General features: G+C 63.0%; 17 protein-coding genes, 1 other RNA gene and 3 pseudogenes. 11 read left to right on the forward strand and 10 right to left on the reverse strand.

Going from position 1 to position 25765, the window contains the following annotated elements:
- On the reverse strand, window positions 1-483 hold the full coding sequence (locus QIY50_02550) for a DUF2938 domain-containing protein (GenBank protein ID WGV21183.1): 483 nt from the start codon (window positions 481-483) through the stop codon (window positions 1-3).
- Window positions 484-565: 82 nt separating this feature from the next.
- On the opposite strand from QIY50_02550, the gene QIY50_02555 reads away from it, so the two are divergent.
- Complete coding sequence (locus QIY50_02555) at window positions 566-985, forward strand: helix-turn-helix domain-containing protein (GenBank protein ID WGV21184.1); 420 nt, start codon at window positions 566-568, stop codon at window positions 983-985.
- 28 nt (window positions 986-1013) lie between these two features.
- Here QIY50_02555 and ffs read toward each other — a convergent pair.
- The 5 genes from ffs to QIY50_02580 all read right to left on the reverse strand — a co-directional run bounded on the left by ffs (window position 1014) and on the right by QIY50_02580 (window position 9241).
- Window positions 1014-1110: signal recognition particle sRNA small type (gene ffs, locus QIY50_02560), an RNA gene on the reverse strand.
- A 315-nt stretch (window positions 1111-1425) separates the two neighbouring features.
- Window positions 1426-3756, reverse strand: coding sequence for an NAD-dependent DNA ligase LigA (gene ligA, locus QIY50_02565; protein ID WGV21185.1), 2331 nt, complete (start codon window positions 3754-3756; stop codon window positions 1426-1428).
- A gap of 237 nt (window positions 3757-3993) precedes the next feature.
- Window positions 3994-4884, reverse strand: a complete 891-nt coding sequence (zipA, locus tag QIY50_02570) for a cell division protein ZipA (GenBank protein ID WGV21186.1) — start codon at window positions 4882-4884, stop codon at window positions 3994-3996.
- A gap of 205 nt (window positions 4885-5089) precedes the next feature.
- Window positions 5090-8578: a chromosome segregation protein SMC gene (smc, locus tag QIY50_02575; GenBank protein WGV21187.1), complete on the reverse strand. Its 3489-nt coding sequence runs from the start codon at window positions 8576-8578 to the stop codon at window positions 5090-5092.
- Window positions 8579-8581: 3 nt separating this feature from the next.
- The gene (locus QIY50_02580) at window positions 8582-9241 is read right to left on the reverse strand and encodes a GntR family transcriptional regulator (GenBank protein WGV21188.1); all 660 of its coding nucleotides are present in this window, start codon (window positions 9239-9241) and stop codon (window positions 8582-8584) included.
- 268 nt (window positions 9242-9509) lie between these two features.
- Between QIY50_02580 and xdhA the strand changes: the two genes are divergently transcribed.
- The 4 genes and pseudogenes from xdhA (at window position 9510) to guaD (ending at window position 15635) form a co-directional block, all read left to right on the forward strand.
- The gene (gene xdhA, locus QIY50_02585) at window positions 9510-10964 is read left to right on the forward strand and encodes a xanthine dehydrogenase small subunit (protein WGV21189.1); all 1455 of its coding nucleotides are present in this window, start codon (window positions 9510-9512) and stop codon (window positions 10962-10964) included.
- On the forward strand, window positions 10957-13356 hold the full coding sequence (xdhB, locus tag QIY50_02590; GenBank protein WGV21190.1) for a xanthine dehydrogenase molybdopterin binding subunit: 2400 nt from the start codon (window positions 10957-10959) through the stop codon (window positions 13354-13356). Before xdhA ends, xdhB begins: the two co-directional genes overlap by 8 nt.
- A 117-nt stretch (window positions 13357-13473) precedes the next feature.
- Complete coding sequence (xdhC, locus tag QIY50_02595) at window positions 13474-14319, forward strand: xanthine dehydrogenase accessory protein XdhC (protein WGV21191.1); 846 nt, start codon at window positions 13474-13476, stop codon at window positions 14317-14319.
- Between the two features lie 10 nt (window positions 14320-14329).
- Window positions 14330-15635 (forward strand): annotated as a pseudogene (gene guaD / locus QIY50_02600) (guanine deaminase).
- On the opposite strand, the pseudogene aqpZ reads toward guaD, so the two are convergent.
- Window positions 15632-16325: pseudogene (gene aqpZ, locus QIY50_02605) on the reverse strand (aquaporin Z). The pseudogenes guaD and aqpZ overlap by 4 nt on opposite strands.
- Window positions 16326-16694: 369 nt before the next feature.
- A complete protein-coding gene (locus QIY50_02610) occupies window positions 16695-17450 on the reverse strand; it encodes a GntR family transcriptional regulator (protein ID WGV21192.1) in 756 nt (251 codons plus the stop codon).
- 312 nt (window positions 17451-17762) lie between these two features.
- On the opposite strand from QIY50_02610, the gene QIY50_02615 reads away from it, so the two are divergent.
- Window positions 17763-19082, forward strand: a complete 1320-nt coding sequence (locus QIY50_02615) for an NCS2 family permease (protein WGV22994.1) — start codon at window positions 17763-17765, stop codon at window positions 19080-19082.
- Window positions 19083-19542: 460 nt separating this feature from the next.
- On the opposite strand, the pseudogene QIY50_02620 reads toward QIY50_02615, so the two are convergent.
- Window positions 19543-19785 (reverse strand): annotated as a pseudogene (locus QIY50_02620) (RHS repeat-associated core domain-containing protein).
- 205 nt (window positions 19786-19990) lie between these two features.
- Window positions 19991-20344, reverse strand: coding sequence for a hydroxyisourate hydrolase (uraH, locus tag QIY50_02625; GenBank protein WGV21193.1), 354 nt, complete (start codon window positions 20342-20344; stop codon window positions 19991-19993).
- A gap of 399 nt (window positions 20345-20743) precedes the next feature.
- On the opposite strand from uraH, the gene puuE reads away from it, so the two are divergent.
- From puuE to QIY50_02650, 5 genes are all read left to right on the forward strand, one after another.
- Window positions 20744-21670: an allantoinase PuuE gene (gene puuE / locus QIY50_02630; GenBank protein ID WGV21194.1), complete on the forward strand. Its 927-nt coding sequence runs from the start codon at window positions 20744-20746 to the stop codon at window positions 21668-21670.
- A complete protein-coding gene (gene uraD / locus QIY50_02635; protein ID WGV21195.1) occupies window positions 21670-22185 on the forward strand; it encodes a 2-oxo-4-hydroxy-4-carboxy-5-ureidoimidazoline decarboxylase in 516 nt (171 codons plus the stop codon). Before puuE ends, uraD begins: the two co-directional genes overlap by 1 nt.
- 50 nt (window positions 22186-22235) lie before the next feature.
- Window positions 22236-22739, forward strand: a complete 504-nt coding sequence (locus QIY50_02640; protein WGV21196.1) for an ureidoglycolate lyase — start codon at window positions 22236-22238, stop codon at window positions 22737-22739.
- A gap of 59 nt (window positions 22740-22798) precedes the next feature.
- The gene (locus QIY50_02645) at window positions 22799-24115 is read left to right on the forward strand and encodes a urate hydroxylase PuuD (protein WGV21197.1); all 1317 of its coding nucleotides are present in this window, start codon (window positions 22799-22801) and stop codon (window positions 24113-24115) included.
- 224 nt (window positions 24116-24339) lie between these two features.
- Window positions 24340-25695, forward strand: a complete 1356-nt coding sequence (locus tag QIY50_02650) for a nucleobase:cation symporter-2 family protein (GenBank protein ID WGV21198.1) — start codon at window positions 24340-24342, stop codon at window positions 25693-25695.
- Window positions 25696-25765 lie beyond the last annotated feature (70 nt).

Consider the following 25765-nt stretch of genomic DNA (forward strand, 5'->3'; position numbering starts at 1 on the left):
CTAGGCCAGCAGAGCCGCACTCAAGTACAACCCCACACCAAACACGAAATGCGTAGCCAGGCTCTTCAGGCAGTTACGCGCAGGCGTCGGTGTCCTTGACGCAAAGAACCCCGCCCCCATCACCGGCTGCATGAAGCACAACGGCGCCACGACCGTAACCACACCCACCGCCACCGCAGGCAACAAAGTAGGCGCCAGCAACCACCCCTCCTCCACAAACCCAACCAGCAGCATCGCGAACAGCACGCCGATGGCGTAGTGAATCCCCCACCCCAACGCCAGCTCATGGCGAACCGGCTCGGCCTTGGCAATCGCCTGGTGCCGCACACGCCCGTGCAGCAAATGCCCCGCCCAACGCCCGACCATGGCGAAGTTCAGCGTGGCGACACCCAACCGCCTCAGCAGCAGCCCCCACAGGTCCATCACCATCGTGGCACCGATACCAATTGGCAAAGCAGCGAAAAACATCGCAGTAAACGTCATTGAACACCCCCTCGAAGATTGACGGTCATCACTCTGCCGCGCAGCATAGAAGTTGAAGTCAACTTCAAGTCAAGGGGCCGAAATGGACATTGCCGACGTCGCCAAACGCACAGGCGTACCCGCCTCGACGCTGCGCTACTACGAGAAGAGAGGCCTGCTCAAGTCACTCGCCAGGCCTGGCCAGCGGCGGCAGTTCGCAGCCGATGTGGCGGACAGGCTGGCGCTGATCGCCCTGGGCCAGGCTGCGGGGTTTTCGCTGGATGAAGTGGGGGCGATGCTGGTGGACCTGCAAGTCGACCGGCAGAGGCTGATGGCCAAGGCCGACGAACTGGATGCACGGATCAGGAGCTTGCAGGCCATGAGCAAGGGCTTGCGGCATGCGGCGCAGTGCCCTGAGGAAGATCACCTTGCATGCCCGAAATTCCAGCGACTGATGAAGCTGTCGGCGGCGGGAGCATTGGGCGAGAAGCAGGGCAGAACGAAGGCATTTACTGCAGATTGAGGTTTTCGGACCCCGGAAATGGAGGCAGCCCCACCAGCCACACCCCGGCACTCGATGTTCCCGCTATGGCTGCTCCCTTCCGGGCCTGACCAGGTTAACGGGTAATCAATGCGGGGGGACCGATGGGGCCACCACTACAAGGCTCGCTGAGCAGCGAGTGGCGCCATTGTACCGGTCTTGGGGGCAGATACAACCTCTGGAGGAGAAAAAGTCATCATTTCTCAATGACTTGTCCGGGTTGAGGGGGCAAGGGGCTGCCAACTCGCGGGTGAACCCGCTCCTGCAGGGGTAGCGCTGACAGCAAGACCAGCACAGGACCTGTGGGAGCGGGCGCGCCCGCGAAGCAGGCACCGCGGTGGATGGCACCGGCTTTGCCGGTGATCGCCGGCAAGCCAGCTCCCACAAGGACCGTGCAAGCCGCAGGACCTGGCCTTGGCCTTTTAGACAGCGATGCCCTGCTCGCCCAGGAAGGTGACGAAGGCATCTTCATCGAGTACCTTCACACCCAACTCACTGGCCTTGGCCAGCTTCGACCCCGCCCCCGGCCCCGCCACTACGCAGTGCGTCTTGCCGGAAACCGAACCCGCCACCTTGGCCCCAAGGCTTTGCAGCTTGTCCTTGGCGATGTCGCGGCTCATGCGCTCCAGGGTGCCGGTCAGCACCCACGTCTGGCCGGCCAGCGGCAAGCCTTCGGCTACCTTCTTCTCGCTGCTCCAGTGCATGCCAAACGCCAGCAACTGCGCTTCAATGTCCCGCGCCAGCTTCTGGTTCGCTTCATCCTTGAAGAACTCGCGCACCGCGTCAGCCTGCTTGGCCGCCAGGGCCTGGCGCAGGTCGATACCGTCGGCGGCAATGATCTTGTCCAGGCTGTCGAGCCTGGCCACCAGCTTCTCGGCACCAGTGGGGCCGACCGAGGCGATGTCGAGCTTGGCGATCATGCCGGCCAGGGTGGTGCTGGCGGCGAATTCTGCAGCCAGCTCGCCTTCGTCCTGCAATTGCATGCCGCTATCGAGCAGCTGCTGGATAACCTTCTGGTTATGCTCGTCTTCAAAGAAGTTGTGGATCTCGTAGGCAACCTCCAGGCCGATGTCCGGCAGGTAGGTGAGTACCTGCGGCAGCGCCTGCTGTACGCGCGCCAGGCTACCCAGCGAGCGGGCCAGCACCTTGGCGGTCTCCTCGCCTACGTCCGGGATGCCCAGGGCGTAGATGAAGCGCGCCAGGCTCGGGCGCTTGCTGGCTTCGATAGCATCCAGCAGCTTCTTGCTGGACACTTCGGCAAAGCCTTCCAGGCCGACGATCTGCTCGAACTCCAGCTTGTACAGGTCGGCCGGCGAGCCGATCAGGCCTTCGTCCACCAACTGCTCGACACTCTTCTCACCCAGGCCATCGATGTCCATGGCGCGGCGCGACACGTAGTGGATGATCGCCTGCTTGAGCTGGGCGCCACAGGCCAGGCGGCCGACGCAGCGGTACACCGCGCCCTCGCTGGTGGTTTCCTTGCCCTTGCTGCGCTTGACCAGCTGGGTACGCTCGACCTGCGAGCCGCATACCGGGCATTCGCTTGGTACCTGCACCGGGCGCGCATCCTCCGGGCGGCGCTCCAGCACCACCTGCATCACCTGCGGAATCACGTCACCGGCGCGGCGGATGATCACCGTATCGCCAATGCGCAGGCCCAGGCGGGCGATTTCGTCCATGTTGTGCAGGGTGGCGTTGGACACAGTCACACCGGCCACCTTGACCGGTTTCAGGCGTGCCACGGGCGTGACCGCACCGGTGCGGCCGACCTGGAACTCGACATCCAGCACCTCGGTCAGCTCTTCCATGGCCGGGAACTTGTGGGCAATCGCCCAGCGTGGTTCACGGGCGCGGAAGCCCAGTTCGCGCTGGGCGGCCAGGCTATTGACCTTGAACACCACGCCGTCGATTTCGTAGGGCAGGCTGTTGCGCCGCTCGCCGATGTCGCGATAGTAGGCCAGGCATTCTTCAATGCCAGCGGCATGCTTGAGTTCGCGGCTGATCGGCAAGCCCCAGACCTTGAGCTGTTCGAGGATGCCAATGTGGCTGTCACCGATGCTCGCGGACACCTGACCGACGCCATAGCAGCAGAACTCCAGCGGGCGGCTGGCGGTGATTTTGGAATCCAGCTGACGCAAGCTGCCGGCTGCGGCGTTGCGCGGGTTGGCGAAGGTCTTGCCGCCGGCTTCAGCCTGGGCGGCATTGAGCCGGTCGAAACCGGCCTTGCTCATGTACACCTCACCGCGCACCTCCAGCACTGCCGGCCAGCCCTCGCCCTGCAGCTTGAGCGGGATGCTGCGCACGGTACGCACGTTGACACTGATGTCTTCACCGGTGGTGCCGTCGCCACGGGTGGCGCCCTGCACCAGCTGGCCGTCGCGGTACAGCAAGCTTACCGCCAGGCCGTCGAGCTTGGGCTCGCAGCTGTAGTCGACCGCACCCGGCTGATCGAGCCCGTCGACCACGCGACGACCGAATTCACGCAGGTCGGCTTCATCGAAGGCGTTGCCCAGGCTGAGCATGGGCACTTCGTGGCGCACCTGGCTGAACGCGGCCAAGGCTGCACCACCCACGCGCTGGGTGGGCGAGTCCGGGGTTACCAGGTGCGGGTATTCGGCTTCCAGCGCCTTGAGCTCGTTGAACAGGCGGTCGTATTCGGCATCGGGCACGCTGGGCTCGTCGAGCACGTAATAGCGGTAGTTGTGCTGGTCGAGCTCGGCACGCAGTTCGTGGATACGGGTTTCGGCGGTCATGGGATTGTCTTCTCTTGCAAAGCAAAAGAGCAGCCTGGGGGTGGTGCCGGGGGTTTGAGGTATTTATCGCCTGTGCCGGCCTCTTCGCGGGCTTGCCCGCTCCCACTGGGACACCACGAGCCTCAAGGGCAGTGATGTACCTGTGGGAGCGGGCAAGCCCGCGAAGAGGCCGGCACAGACAACTACAACACCCGAACCGACCAGCACGCCCTCAGGCTGCTCTTTCGTCTGGATCTGTCAGCGCTTCTGGGTCAGCGCACGGCGCTCGAACTCGACGATGCGCTGGCGGTAGTGCTCGATGGTCTGGGCGGTCAGCACGCTGCGCTGGTCGTCCTTGAGTTCACCGTTCAGTTCGTGGGCCAGCTTGCGCGCCGCGGCCACCATCACGTCGAAGGCCTGCTTCGGATGACGCGGGCCCGGCAGGCCGAGGAAGAAGCTCACCGCGCGGGTGCTGAAGTGGTCGATGTCGTCAAGGTCGAACACGCCAGGCTTGACGGCATTGGCCATGGAGAACAGCACTTCGCCGTGGCCGGCCATGCTCTCGTGACGGTGGAAGATGTCCATTTCGCCGAAGCGCAGGCCGCTTTCCAGAATGTTCTGCAGCAGCGCCGGGCCCTTGAAACCGCCCTCGTCGCGGGAGATCACGCTGATCACCAGCACTTCTTCGGCCGGCGGCAACTCCTTGACGCTGCTGCTGGCAGGCGCCGCACCGTTGCTGCGGGTATTTTCCGCGGCAAAGTCGTCATCGCTGTCGGCAAACAGGTCGGGTTCGCGTGGATCGGCGCTCAGGTTCAGGTCACCCTGCTGCGCATCTGCAGCAGCGGTGGCACGCTTGCCGCGCTTGTTGGCCTTGGCCGGTTTGGGCTCGCGCTCGCGATCACGCGCAGAAGCGCTGAGCGACGGCAGGTCGCTTTCGTCCAGCTCAGGCTCCTTGTGGGTATCCAGCACGCGCGACGGGCCAAGCACTTCGGCGTTGCCCTCTTCGTCCGGCAGGTTGGAATAACTGCGATCCAGACGGAATTTCAACTTGCCTTTCCCGCCGCGCATGCGGCGCCAGCCGTCGAAAAGAATCCCGGCAATGACAATGATGCCGATGACGATCAGCCACTCGCGCAGACCGATTTCCATGTAATCCCGTGCCTCTATAAAAATATGCTTGAAAACAAAGGGTTCAAAGCCCTTTAACACGTGGCGCCAACTCTATGTTCTGACAGGCGTTTTACCCACGCAAAAAACGAGTGACATTAAGCTAGCACGACCAAAGACAACTTTACACCGTCTGTCGCACATGGCGGGGGCATTTCGCTACAGAATATGCCCTTATCGTCGAGCATCAGGCGTCGACCATGGCCATGGCCTCCTCCACATCGACGGCAACCAGCCGTGAACAACCCGGTTCATGCATGGTCACCCCCATCAATTGATCCGCCATCTCCATGGCAATCTTGTTATGGGTGATGTAGATGAACTGCACGCTTTCACTCATTTCCTTTACCAGACGGGCGTAACGCCCGACGTTGGCATCGTCCAGCGGCGCGTCGACCTCGTCGAGCATGCAGAACGGTGCGGGGTTCAACTTGAAGATGGCAAACACCAGCGCCAATGCGGTCAGTGCCTTCTCGCCGCCGGACAGCAGATGGATGGTGCTGTTCTTCTTGCCCGGTGGTCGCGCCATGATCGTCACCCCTGTATCGAGTAGATCTTCGCCCGTCAGTTCCAGATAAGCGCTGCCACCACCGAAAACTTTTGGGAAAAGTGCCTGTAATCCGGCATTTATCTGATCAAAGGTATCCTTGAAGCGGTTGCGGGTTTCCTTGTCGATCTTGCGAATGACGTTTTCCAGGGTCTCCAGGGCTTCGACCAGGTCGGCGTCCTGGGCGTCCAGGTAGCGCTTGCGCTCGGACTGCTGCTCGTACTCTTCGATGGCCGCCAGGTTGATCGCCCCCAGGCGCTGGATACGCGCCTCGAGCTGCTCCAGCTCCTGTTCGGTACCCTGCTCGCTGGCCTCGGCCTCGAGAGTGGCGAGCACACCTTGCAGGTCGTAGCCGTCGGCCAGCAACTGCTCCTGCAAGGTCTTGCGCCGCACATCCAGTCCCTGGCACTCCAGGCGCAGTTGCTCCAGCTGGCCGCGCAGCAACTGGGCCTGCTGCTCGGCCTGGGTGCGGCGTTTCTCGGCATCACGCAGTTCGCGGTCGGCTTCGTCCATGTGCAGGCGGGCCTGGCGCATTTCCTCGTCGACGCTCATGCGCCGCTCCAGCAGCTCTTCCAGCTTCAGGCGCAGTTCTTCCTGCGGGGCCTCGCCTTCTTCCAGGTTCAGGCTCAGTTGCTCCTGGCGCTCGGTCAGGCGCGCGGCCTGCTGTTCCAGGCGCTCGAGGGCCTGCCGAGTGGAGTCGTGCTGGGCGCGCAGCGAGCCCAGGCGCACAGCCAGCTGGTGGGCATGGTCCTTGTGCTGGCGGGCCTCCTGGCGCACGCGATCGAGGCTCTCGCGCAGGGTGTCGCGGCGGGCCATCAATTGCTCGCGCTGCTCGGTGTCCTGGGCCATAAGTTCCAGGGCTTCCTGCAGCAGCAAGCGGGCTTCGCCCAGTTGCTCGTGCTCCAGGGTACGCTGTTCTTCCAGTTCGGCCAGCTCCTCCTGCAGGCGTCGGCGGCGCAGCTCGACCTGCTCGGCACGCGCACGGCTGGCCGACAGGCTGGCTTTCAACTCGCCATGCAGGCGGTTTTCTTCCTGAGTACGACGGCGCAACTGTTCACGCTCTTCTTCCAGGTCCAGCTGCTGCTCGCGCAGGGCCTGCAGGTGCTGCTCCAACTGCTCCAGCACCGCTTCCTGCTGCCGTTGCTCCTGGCCCAGGCGCTCGATCTCCTGGCTGCGGGCCAGCATGCCGCCTTCGGCTTCGCCGCCACGACGCACCCGCAGGAAGTGGCGGCCAACCCAGTAGCCATCGCGGCTGACCAGACTCTGGCCGTTGTTGAGCGACGCCCGCTGTGCCAGCGCCTGGGCCAGGCTTTCCACGGGCTTGACCTGGCCCAGCCACGGCGCCAGGTCGACACGGCCTTCGACCTTTTCCAGCAGGCTTCCGGGCAGCGACGAGCCGCCACCACTGACCACCAGCAAGCGCAACTCGCCCTGCTCCAGGCCAGCAAAATCGAGGTTGTCGAGGTTGTCCACCAGCACAGCCTGCAGATCGGCGCCGAGCACGGTTTCTACCGCAAGCTCCCAGCCCGGCTCTACCCGCAACCCTTCAGCCAGGCGCGGCTGTTGCTCCAGGCCTTGGCCCTGCAGCCAGTCCGCAGCCCCTGCGCCCGGCTCCAGGGCGGCCTGCTGCAAGGCTTCGAGCGAGGCCAGGCGGCCGCCCAGGCGTTGCAGGTCGCCTTGCGCCTGCTGTTGAGCCTGGGCGGCCTGTTGCAGTTGCTCACGTGCGCTTTCCAGGCGCTGGACCACCTGCTCTTCAGACAACTGCAACTCTTCCAGCGACATTTCGCTGCTGGCCAGCTGCTCGGCCAGTTCGAGCATGGCCGCATCCTGCGGGTCGCTGCCTAGCAACTCGCGCTCTTCGCCCAGCTTGCGCTGGCGCTCGGCCTGGCGTTCCAGGCTGGCTTCCAGCTGCTGCAGGCGCGCCTGCTGCACTTCGGCCTGGCGGCGCGGCTCGGCAGAACGGCTGTTGAAGCTGTCCCACTGTTCCTGCCAGCCATGCATGCCCAGCTCGGCCTCTTCAAGGGCCGCGGCAGCTTCTTCGGCAGCAGCCAGGGTCATTTCCTGCTCGGGTTCGAGCATGGCCAGCTCTTCACCCAGGGTAGCCAGCAGGGTTCGGTCGTGGCCCAGGTGCGATTCGGTCTCCAGGCGCGTGCGCTCGGCTTCCTTGAAGTCATCCTGCAACTGGCGCAGGCGCTGCTGGCCATGCTGGATGCTCTGCTCGACCCGGGCGATATCACCGGCCACCGAGTAGAAGCGGCCCTGCACCTGGTTGAAGCGTTCGGACAACTCGTGATGGCCGTCGCGCAGGCGTTCGATGCTGGCATCGGCATTGCGCTGCTCGGCCACCAGCGCCTCATGAGACACATCCTGCTCGCCGATTACCACCTCGCGCTGGCGCACCCGTTCGTCCAGATCACGCCAGCGCAACGCCGACAGGCGCGCTTTCAACTGGCGTTCATGGGCCTTGTATTCACGGTACTTTTCGGCTGCCTGGGCCTGGCGATGCAGGCGCTCCAGCTGGCGCTCCAGCTCTTCGCGCAGGTCGGTCAGGCGCGCCAGGTTTTCCTGGGTGCGGCGGATGCGGCTCTCGGTTTCACGACGGCGTTCCTTGTACTTGGAAATGCCGGCGGCTTCCTCGATGAAGTTGCGCAGTTCCTCGGGCTTGGCCTCGATCAGTTTGGAAATCATGCCCTGTTCGATGATCGAGTAGCTGCGCGGCCCCAGGCCGGTGCCGAGGAAGATGTCGGTGATATCGCGCCGACGGCACTTGGTACCGTTGAGGTAGTAGCTGTTCTGCCCGTCGCGGGTGACCTTGCGGCGGATCGAGATCTCGGCGTAGGCAGCATATTCGCCGACCAACGTGGTTTCGCTGTTGTCGAACACCAGTTCGATGCTGGCCTGGCTTACCGGCTTGCGGCCGCTGGAGCCGTTGAAGATGACGTCGGTCATCGACTCGCCGCGCAGGTTCTTCGCCGAACTTTCGCCCATCACCCAGCGTACGGCGTCGATGATGTTGGACTTGCCACAGCCATTGGGGCCGACCACGGCCGCCATGTTGCTGGGGAAGTTGACCGTGGTCGGGTCGACGAACGACTTGAACCCGGCCAGGCGAATGCACTTCAGGCGCATCGGTCAGCCTCGGGCCAACGCCGCCAGCACCAGTTCGCAGCTGCGCTGGCCATAGGCGGTGAGCACCTCGCGAATGCGCGGCAGGTCACGGGCGACCACGGCGTCGAGCAGGCGGGCGAACAGGTCCAGATAGTCGATCATGCTGGCCTGGCGCTGGTCCAGCGACAGGTAGTAGGCGCGGCTCATGGCCGGCTGCAGGTTTTCAACGGTTTCCTGCAGGAACGGGTTGTCGGCGAACGGATACGCCGCCCGCATGACCGCAAAGCTGTCGGCGACGAAAGCCTTGATGTCCAGCTGGTCATGGGCCCGCTGCAGGCGCTGCTGGATGTCCAGGAAGGGGCGCAGGTCGGCATCGGTGCGCCATTTTTGCGCAACCGCGTTACCCAGCAGGATGTAGAACTCGCTCATCAGGGCACACAGGCTGCGCACACTGCGCTCGTCGAGTTCGGTCACGTGGGCACCCCGGCGCGGCAGGATCGCCACCAGGTGGCGACGCTCGAGGATCAGCAGCGCCTCGCGCACCGAGCCACGGCTGACGTTGAGTGCCTGGGTGACCTTCTGCTCCTGGATACGCTCGCCTGGCGCCAGTTCGCCACGGATGATGCGTTCGGCCAGGTAATCGGCAATCTGCTCGGAGAGGCTGTCCGGGGCCTTGAACGTCATGGTTTTCCTTCAAAATCATTGAACTGGGCACAAGTGGCGGATTGTAGCGTACTTGCCCGGTAATCGCGCAGAGGGGCCTGGCGGTTTATTTGACCTGCAAGACAACCAGGCACCCGGCGCGATCTATGCTTGGGATATGGGCAATGTGCGCGGCCGGGCTTGTACATGAGCAATTTCTTGACCTTTGAGTCAGAAAAATATTGACCTGCTGGACAGCTCTTGCTTAGAGTCCGCCCAACAACAATAAAACCATTGCGAGGCCATCCCCGTGATCCAGTTTCTCGTCAACCAGGAGCTGCGTAATGAGCACGCCCTGGACCCGAACATGACGGTGCTGCAGTACCTGCGTGAGCACCTGGGCAAACCTGGCACCAAGGAGGGCTGCGCCAGCGGTGACTGCGGCGCGTGCACCGTGGTGGTGGGCGAACTGACCCAGGACGACCAGGGCAACGACAGCCTGCGCTACCGCAGCCTCAACTCGTGCCTGACCTTCGTTTCGTCACTGCACGGCAAGCAACTGATCAGCGTCGAGGGGCTCAAGCACCAGGGCCAGCTGCACAGCGTGCAACAGGCCATGGCCGATTGCCATGGCTCACAGTGCGGCTTCTGCACGCCAGGCTTCGTCATGTCGCTGTTTGCCCTGCAGAAGAACAGCAGCGGCCCTGATCTGCACCAGGCCCAGGAAGCCCTGGCCGGCAACCTGTGCCGTTGCACCGGCTACCGGCCGATCCTCGATGCCGCCGAGCAGAGCTGCCGCCAGCCCTGCCGCGACCAGTTCGATGCCCAGCAGGCGCAGACCATAAGCCGCCTCAAGGCCATTGCACCCACCCAGACCGGCGAACTGAACAGCGGCGACAAGCGCTGCCTGGTGCCGCTGACCGTGGCCGACCTGGCCGACCTGTACAGCTCGCACCCCGAAGCGCGGCTGCTGGCCGGCGGTACCGACCTGGCCCTGGAAGTCACGCAGTTCCACAAGACCTTACCGGTGATGATCTACGTCGGCCACGTGGCCGAGCTCAAGCGCATCGAGAAAACCGCCAGCCACCTGGAAATCGGCGCCGCCACCCCGCTCACCGATTGCTACGGCGCACTGAACGAGGAATACCCGGACTTCGGCGCCCTGCTGCACCGCTTCGCCTCGCTGCAGATCCGCAACCAGGGCACCCTCGGCGGCAATATCGGCAACGCTTCGCCAATCGGCGACTCGCCCCCCCTGCTGATTGCCCTGGATGCGCAGATCGTCCTGCGCCAGGGCGAGCGCCAGCGGGTGATGCCGCTGGAAGACTACTTCATCGACTACCGCATCACTGCCCGCCAGGACAGCGAGTTCATCGAGAAGATCATCGTGCCGCGCGCCACCAGCGACTGGGCGTTCCGCGCCTATAAAGTGTCCAAGCGCCTGGACGATGACATTTCCGCCGTATGCGGTGCCTTCAACCTCAGCATCGAAGACGGCGTGGTCAGCGGTGTGCGCATCGCCTTCGGCGGCATGGCGGCGATCCCCAAGCGGGCCCGTGCCTGCGAAGCAGCGCTGCGCGGCAAGCCGTGGAACCAGGCTGCCATCGAGCGGGCCTGCCAAGCCTTGGCCGAGGACTTCACCCCGCTCAGCGACTTCCGCGCCAGCAAGGAATACCGCCTGCTGACCGCGCAGAACCTGCTGCGCAAGTACTTCATCGAACAGCAAACGCCGCACATCGAGACCCGGGTGACCGCTTATGTCTAACCATCACGTAGCCAAGAGCCAGGCCGAGATGGCCGAACTGTTCAGCCAGGACCTGACCACCGGGGTCGGCCGCAGCGTCAAGCACGACAGTGCTGACAAGCATGTGTCCGGTGAGGCCATATATATCGATGACCGCCTGGAATTCCCCAACCAGCTGCACGTCTATGCCCGCACCGCTGACCGCGCCCATGCGCGCATCCTGCGCATCGACACCACGCCGTGCTATGCCTTCGAGGGTGTGCGCATCGCCATCACCCACGAAGACATCCCTGGCCTCAAGGACATCGGCCCGGTGGTGGCCGGCGACCCGCTGCTGGCCATCGACAAGGTCGAGTTCTTCGGCCAGCCGGTGCTCGCCGTGGCCGCCCGCGACCTCGACACCGCACGCCGTGCGGCCATGGCCGCCATCGTCGAGTATGAAGACCTGGAGCCTGTGCTGGATGTGGTAGAGGCGTTCCGCAAGAAGCACTTCGTACTCGACAGCCACACCCACCAGCGTGGCGATTCCGCTGCAGCCCTGGCCAGTGCCCCGCACCGCATCCAGGGCACCCTGCACATCGGTGGCCAGGAGCACTTCTACCTGGAAACGCAGATTTCCTCGGTGATGCCCACCGAAGACGGCGGCATGATCGTCTACTGCTCCACGCAAAACCCTACCGAAGTGCAGAAGCTGGTCGCTGAAGTCCTTGATGTACCCATGAACAAGGTGGTGCTGGACATGCGCCGCATGGGCGGCGGCTTTGGCGGCAAGGAAACCCAGGCCGCCAGCCCGGCGTGCCTGTGCGCGGTAGTAGCGCGCCTGACCGGCCAGCCGACCAAGATGCGCCTGCCGCGGGTCGAAGACATGACCATGACCGGCAAGCGCCACCCGTTCTATGTCGAGTACGACGTGGGCTTCGACGATGACGGGCGCCTGCACGGCATCAACTTCGACCTGGCCGGCAACTGCGGCTATTCCCCCGACCTGTCCGGTTCGATCGTCGACCGCGCCATGTTCCACTCCGACAACGCCTACTACCTGGGCGATGCCACCGTGCACGGCCACCGCTGCAAGACCAACACCGCCTCCAACACCGCCTACCGCGGCTTCGGCGGGCCACAGGGGATGGTCGCCATCGAGCAGGTGATGGACCACATCGCCCGCCACCTCGGCCGTGACCCGCTGGCGGTACGCAAGGCCAACTATTACGGCAAGACCGAGCGCAACGTCACCCACTACTACCAGACCGTCGAGCACAACATGCTCGAAGAGATGACCGCCGAACTGGAGGCCAGCAGTGACTACGCCGAGCGCCGCGAATCGATCCGCCGCTTCAACGCCAACAGCCCGGTCCTGAAGAAAGGCCTGGCGCTGACGCCGGTCAAGTTCGGCATTTCGTTCACCGCCACCTTCCTCAACCAGGCCGGTGCGCTGATCCATATCTATACCGACGGCAGCATTCACCTGAACCACGGCGGCACCGAAATGGGCCAGGGCCTGAACACCAAGGTGGCGCAGGTGGTGGCGCAGATCTTCCAGGTCGACTTCAGCCGCATCCAGATCACCGCCACCAATACCGACAAGGTGCCCAACACCTCGCCGACCGCCGCCTCCAGCGGTGCCGACCTGAACGGCAAGGCGGCACAGAATGCGGCGGAAATCCTCAAGAAGCGCCTGACCGAGTTCGCCGCGCGGCACTACCAGGTGACCGAGGAAGACGTCGAGTTCCGCAACGGCCATGTGCGCGTGCGCGACCAGATCGTCAGCTTCGAGCAGTTGGTGCAGCAGGCCTACTTCGCCCAGGTGTCACTGTCCAGCACCGGCTTCTACCGCACGCCGAAGATCTACTACGACCGCAGCCAGGCGCGCGGCAGGCCGTTCTATTACTTCGCCTTCGGTGCTGCCTGCGTGGAAGTGGTGGTCGACACCCTGACCGGCGAATACAAGATGCTGCGCGCCGACATCCTGCACGATGTGGGTGATTCGCTGAACCCGGCCATCGACATCGGCCAGGTCGAAGGCGGCTTCATCCAGGGCATGGGCTGGCTGACCACCGAAGAGCTCGTGTGGAACGCCAAGGGCAAGCTGATGACCAACGGCCCGGCCAGCTACAAGATCCCGGCAGTGGCCGACATGCCGCTGGATTTGCGGGTAAAGCTGGTGGAGAACCGCAAGAACCCGGAAGACACCGTGTTCCATTCCAAGGCCGTGGGCGAGCCGCCTTTCATGCTCGGCATCGCCGCCTGGTGCGCGATCAAGGACGCCGTGGCCAGTATCGCTGACTACCGTGTGCAGCCGCAGGTGGACGCGCCGGCGACGCCGGAGCGGGTGTTGTGGGGTTGCGAGCAGATGCGCAAGGCGGTGGCCCAGCAGCAACCGACTGAACAGGAACTGGAAACCGTCACCCACTGACAGTGAGGATCTCTGTGGGAGCGGGCGTGCCCGCGAATGCGATGGTGGCTTGACCGCCCTATTCGCGGGCGCGCCCGCTCCCACAGGGTCTGCGGCACGACACAGAGAGGTTGCATCATGCACCAATGGATCAACGCCCTCGCCGACCACCAGTCCCGCGGTGAAGCCTGCGTGCTGGTTACCATCATCGAGGAGCGCGGCTCGACCCCGCGCAATGCCGGCTCGAAAATGGTCGTCAGCGCCAGCGGCCTGTTCGACACCATCGGCGGCGGCCACCTGGAATACAAGGCCCTGCACATCGCCCGGCAGATGCTCGAAGAACACCGCACCACCCCGCACCTGGAGCGCTTCAGCCTTGGCGCCAGCCTGGGCCAGTGCTGCGGCGGGGCCACCGTGCTGCTGTTCGAGCCCATGGCCGCCGTGCAGGCAGAGATCGCCGTGTTCGGCGCGGGCCATGTCGGCCGTGCTCTGGTACCCTTGCTCGCCGCGCTGCCCTGCAAGGTGCGCTGGATAGACTCGCGTGAGCAGGAATTCCCCGAACTCATCCCCAACGGGGTGAGCAAGGTCGTCAGTGAAGAACCGGTCGACGAAGTCGCGGACCTGCCGCCCGGCAGCTACTGCATCGTCATGACCCACAACCACCAGCTCGACCTGGAACTGACCGCCGCCATTCTCAAGCGCAACGACTTCACCTGGTTCGGCCTGATCGGCTCGAAGACCAAACGGGTCAAGTTCGAGCACCGCCTGCGCGAACGCGGCTACGACGATGCCGTGCTGGCGCGCATGCGCTGCCCGATGGGCCTGCCCGAGGTCAAGGGCAAGCTGCCGATCGAGATTGCGGTATCCATCGCCGGCGAAATCATTGCCACCTACAACGCCTGCTTCGGCCAGCACGACGCTGCCGCCAATGCCGGCCCCATCGCCCAGTTGCTGCCGCCCTCCCGGCGCAGCCAAGCCATTTGACGAGTGTGTTATGACCGTTACCCGCAAAGCCTACCGTGCCGCCATCCTGCACAGCATCGCCGACCCGGCCGAGGTGGGCCTGGAGGCTTCCCATGAATACTTCGAGGACGGCCTGCTGGTGGTCGACAATGGCCGCATCCGCGCTATTGGCCACGCCGCCGAACTGTTGCCGACCCTGGACGCCGATATCCCGGTCGAGCACTACCAGGACGCGCTGATCACCCCGGGTTTCATCGACACCCACATCCACTTCCCGCAGACCGGCATGATCGGCTCCTACGGCGAACAGCTGCTGGACTGGCTGAACACCTACACCTTCCCCTGCGAAAAACAGTTCGCGGACAAGGATCACGCCGACCAGGTGGCGAAGATCTTCCTCAAGGAGCTGCTGCGCAACGGCACCACCACCGCCCTGGTGTTCGGCAGCGTACACCCGGAATCGGTCAATGCCCTGTTCGAAGAGGCCGAGCGCCTGGACCTGCGCCTGATCGCCGGCAAGGTAATGATGGACCGTAACGCCCCGGACTACCTGACCGATACCGCCGAGTCCGGCTACGCCGAAAGCAAGGCGCTGATCGAGCGCTGGCACGGCAAGGGCCGCCTGCACTATGCAGTCACCCCACGGTTCGCCCCGACCAGTACACCTGAACAGCTGGCACTGGCGGGCCAACTGCTCAAGGAACACCCGGGCGTGTACATGCACACGCACCTGTCGGAAAACCTCAAGGAAATCGATTGGGTCAAGTCGCTGTTCCCCGAGCAGAAGGGCTACCTCGACGTATACGACCATTTCGAGCTGCTGGGCGAGCGCTCGGTATTCGCCCATGGCGTGCACTTGTGCGATGACGAATGCCAGCGCCTGGCCGAAACCGGCTCGGCCGTGGCCTTCTGCCCCACCTCCAACCTGTTCCTCGGCAGCGGCCTGTTCAACCTGCCCCAGGCCGAGCGCTTCAAGGTCAACGTGGGCCTGGGCACCGACGTGGGCGCCGGCACCAGTTTCTCGCTGCTAAACACCCTGAACGAAGCGTACAAGGTGATGCAGCTGCAGGGCGCACGCCTGCACCCGTACAAGTCACTGTACCTGGCCACCCTCGGCGGCGCCCGCGCGCTGCGCCTGGACGACCGCATCGGCAGCCGTGCGCCCCGGTAACGATGCCGACTTCGTGGTGCTGGACTACAAGGCCACGCCACTGCTGGACTACCGCATCCAGCAGTCCAACAGTATCGAGGAAACCCTGTTCGTGCTCACCACCCTTGGCGACGATCGCACTGTGCGTGAAACCTTCGCTGCCGGGCGTTGCGTGCACCAGCGTTAAGGTTCTTTCGCCAGGCCCCGGTACAGCGCGCCGCCGATTGCAGCACCGATCAGCGGCGCCACCCAGAACAGCCACAGCTGTTGCAGGGCCCAGCCACCGACGAACAAGGCCGGCCCCGTGCTACGTGCGGGGTTGACCGAGGTGTTGGTGACCGGGATCGAGATCAGGTGGATCAGGGTCAGGGCCAAACCGATGGCGATCGGCGCAAAACCCGCCGGCGCCCGAGCGTCGGTAGCGCCCATGATCACGACCAGGAACATCGCCGTCATCACCACCTCACTGACAAAGCCCGCCCCGAGCGTGTAGCCGCCGGGCGAATGGCTCGGCGTAGCCGTTCGAAGCCAATCCCGCAGCCAGTTCGAAACCTGCCTTGCCACTGGCGATGAGGTAGATCACACCTGCCGCCAGGATGGCACCGATCACCTGGGCGATCACGTAGGGCAACAGCTCTTTGGCCGGGAAGCGCCCGCCCACCACCAGCCCGAACGACACGGCAGGGTTGAGGTGACAGCCGGAGATATGGCCGATGGCGAAAGCCATGGTCAGCACGGTGAGGCCGAAAGCGAAAGCGACACCGAGTACACCGATGCCGACGGGAGAACTGGCAGCGAGTACCGCACTGCCACAGCCGCCCAACACCAGCCAGAAGGTGCCGACCAGTTCGGCCCCCATGCGTTTACCGAGGGACATGCTCATGAGTCCATTCCTCAAGAAGTTGAACGCACCGAATGCGCAAGCCCAACTACTTGATGAAGGTTTGCTCACAAGAATTTAGCAGACCTTTGGCCAATGGCCATAAATGCTGGGGCCGCTTCGCGCCCCATCGCCGGCAAGCCAGCTCCCACAGGTACTGCGCATGGCTCGAGGTCAGCGCGGTTGGTGGGAGCGGGCGTGCCCCCGAACACGGGCGAAGCCCGTGCCATCCACCGCGTCGCCTGTTTCGCGGGCTTGCCCGCTCCCACAGGTACTGCGCAGGTCTTGAGGTCAGCGCGGTCGGGGTGGGAGCTGGCTTGCCGGCGATGGGCCGCAAAGCGGCCCCACGATCACCCAGGCAAACGATCAACCCTTGGCGGAAACCTTGGGCTTTTTCAGCAAATGCGAGAACACAGCATGCAGATCGTCCGAGGCGCTCTCCTCGTCCAGGTTCAGCTTGCTGTCGATGTGGTCCATGTGGTGCATCATCAGGCTCACCGCCTGCTCGGCATCACGCGCCTCGATGGCATCGATCAGCTGCATGTGCTCGTCATACGAGCAATGCGAACGGTTGCCGCTTTCGTACTGGGCAATGATCAGCGAAGTCTGTGATACCAGGCTGCGCTGGAAGCTGACCAGCGGCGCATTACCGGCAGCCTCGGCCAGCTTGAGGTGGAATTCGCCGGAAAGGCGGATGCCGGCACCGCGGTCGCCACGGGAGAAGCTGTCGCGCTCCTCACGCACCATCTGCCGCAGCTCGTTGAGCTGCTCGAGGGTGGCGTGCTGCACGGCCAGTTCGGTAATGGCACGTTCGACCATGCGCCGGGAGAAGAACACCTGGCGGGCTTCTTCCACCGTCGGGCTGGCCACCACCGCGCCACGGTTAGGCCGCAACAGCACCACGCTTTCGTGGGCCAGGCGCGACAAGGCGCGACGGATGATGGTGCGGCTGACGCCGAAGATCTCGCCCAGCGCTTCCTCGCTCAACTTGGTGCCCGGTGCCAGACGCTGCTCGAGGATCGCCTCGAAAATATGCGCGTAGACGATGTCGTCCTGGGTACCACTGCGGCCAGCCTTGCCGGCACGCGCAGGTTTCTTCAGAGGTTGCAGCTGTTCGTTCATGGGCTCTCGAGGCACGAAGGAAAGTATGGCGCCATTGTACACAGGCTGAGCCGTTTCTGCAGGTGGCCTTTTACCTATATAGCCGTTGTACGGCACATTGCGCGCACAAAAGATAAAACATTATTTGCATTCTTTGTACACAAAAGCATAATCCACCGAGCAACTTCTTGACCCGCAAGTCAACAAACCGGTCAGACGTCTGCCTTCCCTCGCGGAGCCGCCAAGTGCATTGCGCAGGCCCATGGCTCCAGAACAACAAGAAAGACTTGAGGAGTACTCGCTGTGGAAAGCCGCAAATCCGACGCCCCTACGCTGGATCTTGCCCCACCGCTCGAAACGAGCTGGCTGGAGCGGATTTTCAAACTCAAGCAACACGGCAGCACTGTCAAAACCGAAATGATCGCCGGGGTGACCACCTTCATCACCATGGCCTACATCATCTTCGTCAACCCCAACATCATGGCCGACGCCGGCATCGACCACGGTGCCGCCTTTGTCGCCACCTGCATCGCCGCCGCGCTGGGCTGCCTGCTGATGGGCCTGTACGCCAACTGGCCGGTGGGCCTGGCGCCGGGCATGGGGCTTAACGCCTTCTTCACCTACACCGTGGTCGGCACCATGGGCTACAACTGGGAAACCGCGCTGGGGGCGGTATTCGTCTCGGGTGTGCTGTTCATGTTCCTGACCTTGTCGAAAGTGCGCGAATGGTTGCTCAACAGCATCCCGGTCAGCCTGCGCCATGCCATGGGGGCCGGCGTCGGATTGTTTCTCGGGCTGATCGGCCTGAAAACGGCAGGCATCATCGTCGACAGCCCGGCCACGCTGATCAAGCTGGGTTCACTGCATGAACCTGGGCCGCTGCTGGCGGCGCTGTGCTTCCTGTTGATCGCCATCCTCAGCTACAAGCGGGTGTTCGGTGCGATCCTGATCAGCATCATCGGGGTCACCCTGGCCGGCTGGGGCCTGGGCCTGGTGAAATTCGGCGGGGTGATGTCGATGCCGCCGAGCCTGGCACCGACCTGGATGGCCATGGACGTTGCCGGCGTGTTCAACGTCAGCATGATCAGCGTGGTGCTGGCCTTCCTGTTCGTGCACATGTTCGACACCGCCGGCACGCTGATGGGCGTGGCGCAGCGGGCCAACCTGGTGGCGCCGGACGGGCGCATCGAGAACTTGTCGCGGGCTTTGAAAGCTGACAGTGCTTCGAGCGTGTTCGGAGCGGTGGTTGGCGTACCACCGGTGACCAGCTATGTGGAAAGTGCTGCCGGTGTGGCCGCTGGTGGTCGTACTGGGCTGACGGCGGTGGTCGTCGGCCTGTTGTTCATCGCGGCAATGTTCTTCGCCCCGCTGGCCGGGATGATTCCGGCCTATGCGACTGCAGGCGCGCTGATCTACGTGGCGATGCTGATGATGGGCAGCATGGCGCATATCCATTGGGATGAAGCCACCGACAGCATCCCCGCGATCGTTACCGTGATCATGATGCCGCTGACCTTCTCGGTCGCCGACGGTATTGCCCTGGGCTTCATCAGCTATGTGGCGCTGAAGGCGGGTACCGGCAAGTACAAGGAAATCTCTGCCAGCCTGTGGGTGCTGTGCGTGATCTTCATTGCCAAGTTCATTTTCCTCTGATCCTTGCCTTTTCAACAGAGGGCGCTTCGGCGCCCTTACCTGCTGGCTGGTTTGATGTCGTTTTTTGTGTTGCGAAAATGCCCGTCAGAGGGAGATCGATGAACGCCGCCTCTGGCGGGGCCTCTTTAACCATCTGGATGACTTCATAGGCCGCTGGCTTAATCACTATTACCCCACCCGGGTCCGCTTCGAAGCCCAGCCCCGGAACCAGACTGACGCCGTCTTGAACCATCCCCGTCAAGATCACACCATCAATAGCCTGTTCTTGATACGGTTTAACTTTTCCACGGGTTCTTCCGAAATACACCCCTTCATTCAGAGATCGTCGACCTTCGAGTGAATGGCCACGTTTCAGTCCGCCTAGCAACGACGATACATTCCAACCATCTGTCGCGTGATACCCAAAAACTCTACTGAACGTAGGTTTTTTGATAACGACCGGTGCTCGCCCCAGCAGTCTGTCCCAGACACCGTGACCGCTTGGGTCCTGGTTATTCACGGGATCACCCAGACAGTAGGCATAAGCGTTCAAGCCGCCTTGGGCAAACGGGCTCAAGTTGTCCGCACTCAGGAAACGCATCAAAACTGGAGTGTACGATCTATAACCTTTACCCAGATGGTAATGCCCAGTAAGCGAATCCAGTTGTTCACCGTTGAAACCGAGAGCATCCTGACCAAGCAAATGATAACCGTAGGGCGAATACGCGTTTTTAGTGCTCATAATATAAATCCTGAAATGCGATTTCGCAGGGGATCATTTCAGACCCACTCAAACGAAGCTACTGACAAAAATATCAGTCGTCAGCAGAAGGAGTTATTTCAAAGAGCATATAAAAACGGCAGACGAAAAAAAGCCCGCCAGTGTGAGAGCGGGCCAAAGGACCTACGAAGATTCTTCTAGCGACCAACTAGCTTCCACGATAGGTCGAATAGCTGTACGGCGAGATCAGCAGCGGCACGTGGTAGTGCTCTTGCTGCTCATCGATACCAAAGCGCAGCACGACAACATCCAGGAACGCCTGGGCCGGCAGCTGTACACCGCGAGCGCGGTAGTACTCGCCAGCGCTGAACTGCAGCTGGTAAACGCCGGTACGGTAATCGTCACCCTGCAGCAGCGGGGCATCGACGCGGCCATCGCTGTTGGTCAGGGCAGTGTTCACCAGCTCCAGTTGCTGGCCTTCGACGCGGTACAGCTCGACCTTGATCGAGCTGCCCGGGCAGCCATGCGCGGCATCCAGTACGTGTGTGGTCAAACGTCCCATTGCTTGTCGCCTCTTGTTCAATCTGTGGGCAAAAAATACACGGCCATCATCACGGCAAATGGCCTGTGATGTGCGGGAATGACACCATTAAGACATTCCATCGCCAAATTGTACACAATTTTTTGAGCCCTTCTGCCCTGCCCCGGGATTCTTGCCCAGAAACGACCCATCGGTCGCAAATGCAGGTACCTGGCCGACCCCAATGTCATTTACTGACCAATCAGGCAGGTTTCTTGCACTGTTTTTCCTGGTCGCTACGAAGCGACAAAAGGGAAGAAATGCGGAAAAACAGGCTTACAAAAGATTTCAGAAGTTGTATACAATCAGCCCATCCGGTGGTGCGACATCCCGACGCGGCCCCGCCCACCCCCGCACAAACGCACAAGAAGGAAGACTGCAGTGAGCGCTGACTACCCTCGCGACCTGATCGGTTACGGCAACAACCCTCCTCACCCGCAATGGCCGGGCAACGCTCGCATCGCGCTGTCTTTCGTCCTCAACTACGAGGAAGGTGGCGAACGCAACATCCTGCACGGTGACAAGGAGTCCGAAGCGTTCCTCTCGGAAATGGTCGCAGCCCAGCCACTGCAGGGCGTGCGCAACATGAGCATGGAATCGCTGTACGAATACGGCAGCCGCGCCGGCGTGTGGCGCCTGCTGAAGCTGTTCAAGGACAGCGGCGTGCCGCTGACCATCTTTGCCGTGGCCATGGCGGCCCAGCGTCACCCCGACGTGATCCGTGCCATGGCCGAGGCCGGCCATGAAATCTGCAGCCACGGCTACCGCTGGATCGACTACCAGTACATGGACGAGGCCCAGGAGCGCGAGCACATGCTCGAAGCCATCCGCATCCTCACCGAAATCACCGGCGAGCGCCCGCTGGGCTGGTACACCGGCCGCACCGGCCCGAACACCCGCCGCCTGGTGATGGAGGAAGGCGGCTTCCTGTACGACAGCGACACCTATGACGACGACCTGCCCTACTGGGAGCCGAACAACCCCACCGGCAAGCCGCACCTGGTAATCCCGTACACCCTCGACACCAACGACATGCGCTTCACCCAGGTACAGGGTTTCAACTGCGGCGAGCAGTTCTTCCAGTACCTGAAAGACGCCTTCGACGTGCTGTACGCCGAAGGCGCCGAAGCACCGAAGATGCTGTCCATCGGCCTGCACTGCCGCCTGGTCGGCCGCCCGGCACGCCTGGCCGCACTGAAGCGCTTCGTCGATTACGCAAAAAGCCATGACCAGGTCTGGTTCGCCCGTCGCGTGGACATCGCCCGCCACTGGCACGCCACCCACCCGTACAAGAAAGAGAACGCCTGATGACCGCCTTCAACACCCTCAAGCCATCCACCCTGGACCGCGACGCCTTCGTCAAGGCCTTCGCCGACATCTACGAGCACTCGCCGTGGGTTGCCGAAAAAGCCTACGACCTGGGCCAGCTGGGTGAGCTGGACGAGATCGAGGCGCTGCACCAGCGCATGAGCGACATCCTGCTCAGCGCCAACCACGCCGACCAGCTTGCGCTGATCAACGCTCACCCGGACCTGGCCGGCAAGGCCGCCATCCAGGGCGAGCTGACCGAATCGAGCACTAACGAGCAGGCCGGCGCCGGTATCCATCAGTGCACCGCCGAAGAGTTCGCCCGTTTCACCGAGCTGAACGACGCCTACAAGGCCAAGTTCCAGTTCCCGTTCATCATGGCGGTTAAAGGCAGCAACCGGCACCAGATCCTCGCCTCGTTCGAAAAACGCATCCACAACGATGCCGATGCCGAATTCAAGGAAGCCCTGGCGCAGATCAACCTGATCGCCCTGTTCCGCCTGCTGCAGTTGTAAGCAACAGCCGAACCTTATTCAGAAAAACGAACAATAGAAGAGATATCCGCATGCGCACCCTGATGATCGAGCCCCTGACCAAAGAAGCCTTCGCCCCTTTCGGAGACGTGATCGAAACCGACGGCAGCGACCACTTCATGATCAACAACGGCTCGACCATGCGCTTTCACAAGCTCGCCACGGTCGAAACCGCCGAGCCTGAAGACAAGGCGATCATCAGCATCTTCCGCGCCGACGCGCTGGACATGCCGCTGACCGTGCGCATGCTGGAACGCCATCCGCTGGGCAGCCAGGCTTTTATCCCGCTGCTCGGCAACCCCTTTCTGATCGTGGTCGCGCCAGTTGGCGATGCACCTGTATCAGGCTTGGTCCGCGCCTTCCGCAGTAACGGCAGGCAGGGCGTTAATTACCATCGCGGCGTCTGGCACCACCCGGTGCTGACGATCGAAAAGCGGGATGACTTCCTGGTGGTTGATCGCAGTGGTTCCGGCAACAACTGCGACGAGCATTACTTCACCGAGGAACAGATGCTGGTCCTCAATCCCCACCAATAAGAAAAGGTCGGTCATTCAAGGGCGTTGCCCGAGCGGGTGACCGGCAAGAGGTACATACTGTGGAAGCACACCTTCACGAATGGCTGAACCTGAGCATTCGCTGGGTTCACATGATCACCGGCGTCGCCTGGATCGGTGCATCGTTCTACTTCGTCTGGCTGGAGAACCACCTGAACCGAAGCAACCCGCGCGATGGGTTGTCGGGTGATCTCTGGGCAATTCACGGCGGTGGTATCTACCACCTTGAAAAATACAAGCTCGCCCCTCCGAAAATGCCCGAGAACCTGCACTGGTTCAAATGGGAAGCCTACTTCACCTGGATGTCCGGTATCGCCCTGCTGTGCGTGGTGTTCTACTGGAACCCGGCCCTTTACCTGCTGGCCCCTGGCAGCACCCTCAGCGGTGCCGAAGGCGTGGCCATCGGTATCGGCTCGCTGATCGCCGGCTGGTTCATCTATGACTTCCTGTGCGACTCGCCGCTGGGCAAGAAGCCAGCGCTGCTCGGTGCCGTACTGTTCGTGCTGATCATCGCCGCCTGCTGGGGCTTCAGCCTGGTGTTCAGCGGCCGTGGTGCTTACCTGCACACCGGCGCGATCATCGGCACCATCATGGTCGGCAACGTGTTCCGCATCATCATGCCGGCCCAGCGCCAGCTGGTGGCAGCGATCGAGAACAACCAGACGCCCGACCCGGTACTGCCGGCCAAGGGCCTGCTGCGCTCGCGCCACAACAACTACTTCACCCTGCCGGTGCTGTTCATCATGATCAGCAACCACTTCCCGAGCACCTACGGTAGCCAGTACAACTGGCTGATCCTGGCCGGTATAGCAGTAGCCGCGGTCCTGATCCGTCACTACTTCAACACCCGCCACGACAGCAACAAGTACGCCTGGACCCTGCCGGTCGGCGCCCTGGCGATGATCTGCCTGGCCTACGTCACCGGTCCGAAACCGATGGCCGTCAGCCCTGAGCAAGCCGCGGCGAAGATCGAGTACCAGCCACTGCCCGCGACCGCGGTAGGCGGCAAGACCGCTGCCGAGCAACGCGCCGAGGACGCCACCAAGGCTGCCGCACCGGCTCAAGCCCCTGCCCAGGCCGCGGCCCAGGCTGGCGGCGAAAGCTTCGACAAGATCCACAACGTCATCCAGGAACGCTGCACCGTGTGCCACTCGTCCAAGCCGACCAGCCCACTGTTCAGCGCCGCCCCTGCCGGCGTGATGTTCGACACCCCGCAGCAGATCCAGGCCCAGGCAGCGCGCATCCAGGCGCAAGCGGTCGCCAGCCAGATCATGCCGCTGGGCAACATCACCCAGATGACCACCGAAGAGCGCAAGCTGGTCGGTGACTGGATCGCCAAAGGCGCCCCGGTCAACTGATAGCACCTCGCCAGGTAACCCGTTCCCAAGGGGGATCACCTCCCCCTGTGGGAGCGGGCGTGCCCGCGAAGAGGCCGGCAAAGCCAGCCTCAGGTTTCATGTATTACGCAACAAGCAAGCATCGAGCGTTCGAGCTCTAGCGGGAACCCCAGGCTGCCTCCACCGGGCCTGCCGCTGAAGCCGGCGCTTGGATCCGAGAATAAAAACAAAACTCGAGGTGCTGCATGTCCGAGTCACGCAAGGCGTACATCCCCGTTGCGCCGCCGCGCGAGCCCTTGCCCCTGTTCCAATTGATCCTGGTTGGCCTGCAACACGTTCTGCTGATGTATGGCGGCGCGATCGCCGTGCCGTTGATCATCGGCCAGGCCGCCGGGCTGTCCCGTGAAGAAGTCGCTTTCCTGATCAACGCCGACCTGCTGGTCGCTGGCGTCGCCACCATCATCCAGTCCTTCGGTATCGGCCCGGTGGGCATCCGCATGCCGGTGATGATGGGTGCCAGTTTCGCTGCCGTCGGCAGCATGGTGGCCATGGCCGGCATGCCCGGCGTGGGCTTGCAGGGGATTTTCGGCGCGACCATCGCCGCCGGCTTCTTCGGCATGCTGATCGCGCCGTTCATGTCCAAGGTCGTACGCTTCTTCCCGCCACTGGTCACCGGCACGGTGATCACCTCGATCGGCCTGTCGCTGTTCCCGGTGGCAGTCAACTGGGCTGGTGGCGGCCAACAGGCAGATACCTTCGGCTCACCGATCTACCTGCTGGTGGCCGGCCTGGTGCTGGCGGTAATCCTGCTGATCAACCGTTTCATGCGCGGTTTCTGGGTCAACGTGTCGGTACTGGTGGGCATGGGCCTGGGCTACATCCTGGCCGGCTCCATCGGCATGGTCGACCTGTCGGGCCTGAACGACGCACCGTGGCTGCAAGTGGTAACCCCGCTGCACTTCGGCATGCCGACCTTCAGCCTGGCACCGATCCTGTCCATGTGCCTGGTGGTGGTGATCATCTTCGTCGAGTCCACCGGCATGTTCCTGGCCCTGGGCAAGGTGACCGATCGTGAAGTTACCCCTGGGATGCTGCGTCGCGGCCTGCTGTGCGACGCCGGCGCGTCGTTCATCGCCGGCTTCTTCAACACGTTCACCCACTCCTCGTTCGCCCAGAACATCGGCCTGGTGCAGATGACCGGGGTGCGCTGCCGCTATGTCACCATCGTGGCCGGCGCGCTGCTGATCCTGCTCAGCCTGCTGCCCAAGGCGGCCTTCCTGATTGCCTCGATCCCGCCTGCGGTACTGGGCGGCGCGTCCATCGCCATGTTCGGCATGGTCACCGCCACCGGGATCAAGATTCTCCAGGAAGCGGACATCGGCGACCGTCGCAACCAGCTGCTGGTTGCGGTAAGCGTCGGCTTCGGGTTGATCCCCGTGGTGCGTCCGGAGTTCTTCGCGCAGATGCCCCAGTGGATGGAACCCATCACCCACAGTGGCATCGCCATGGCCACGGTCAGTGCCCTGGTGTTGAACGTGCTGTTCAACATTCTCGGTGGTGCCGACCGCGCGGCGCACAACGACGTCTGTCACCAGCACTGAGCAAAGGGGGGCGGCGCACTGCCGCCCCGCCTCGAATCTGCCGTAAACGCTACACCGTCGGCCCGCCGGA

Origin of the sequence: Pseudomonas putida, from assembly GCA_029953615.1 — a bacterium.
Lineage (GTDB): Bacteria > Pseudomonadota > Gammaproteobacteria > Pseudomonadales > Pseudomonadaceae > Aquipseudomonas.

What these genes read in the sequence shown, in the direction of transcription:
- ligA (WGV21185.1), bottom strand. Translation starts at nt 3,756, where the DNA reads ATGACCGCCGAAACCCGTATCCACGAACTGCGTGCCGAGCTCGACCAG.
- QIY50_02550 (WGV21183.1), bottom strand. Translation starts at nt 483, where the DNA reads ATGACGTTTACTGCGATGTTTTTCGCTGCTTTGCCAATTGGTATCGGT.
- zipA (WGV21186.1), bottom strand. Translation starts at nt 4,884, where the DNA reads ATGGAAATCGGTCTGCGCGAGTGGCTGATCGTCATCGGCATCATTGTC.
- QIY50_02640 (WGV21196.1), top strand. Translation starts at nt 22,236, where the DNA reads ATGCGCACCCTGATGATCGAGCCCCTGACCAAAGAAGCCTTCGCCCCT.
- QIY50_02650 (WGV21198.1), top strand. Translation starts at nt 24,340, where the DNA reads ATGTCCGAGTCACGCAAGGCGTACATCCCCGTTGCGCCGCCGCGCGAG.
- QIY50_02580 (WGV21188.1), bottom strand. Translation starts at nt 9,241, where the DNA reads ATGACGTTCAAGGCCCCGGACAGCCTCTCCGAGCAGATTGCCGATTAC.
- xdhB (WGV21190.1), top strand. Translation starts at nt 10,957, where the DNA reads ATGTCTAACCATCACGTAGCCAAGAGCCAGGCCGAGATGGCCGAACTG.
- uraD (WGV21195.1), top strand. Translation starts at nt 21,670, where the DNA reads ATGACCGCCTTCAACACCCTCAAGCCATCCACCCTGGACCGCGACGCC.
- QIY50_02555 (WGV21184.1), top strand. Translation starts at nt 566, where the DNA reads ATGGACATTGCCGACGTCGCCAAACGCACAGGCGTACCCGCCTCGACG.
- smc (WGV21187.1), bottom strand. Translation starts at nt 8,578, where the DNA reads ATGCGCCTGAAGTGCATTCGCCTGGCCGGGTTCAAGTCGTTCGTCGAC.
- QIY50_02610 (WGV21192.1), bottom strand. Translation starts at nt 17,450, where the DNA reads ATGAACGAACAGCTGCAACCTCTGAAGAAACCTGCGCGTGCCGGCAAG.
- xdhC (WGV21191.1), top strand. Translation starts at nt 13,474, where the DNA reads ATGCACCAATGGATCAACGCCCTCGCCGACCACCAGTCCCGCGGTGAA.
- uraH (WGV21193.1), bottom strand. Translation starts at nt 20,344, where the DNA reads ATGGGACGTTTGACCACACACGTACTGGATGCCGCGCATGGCTGCCCG.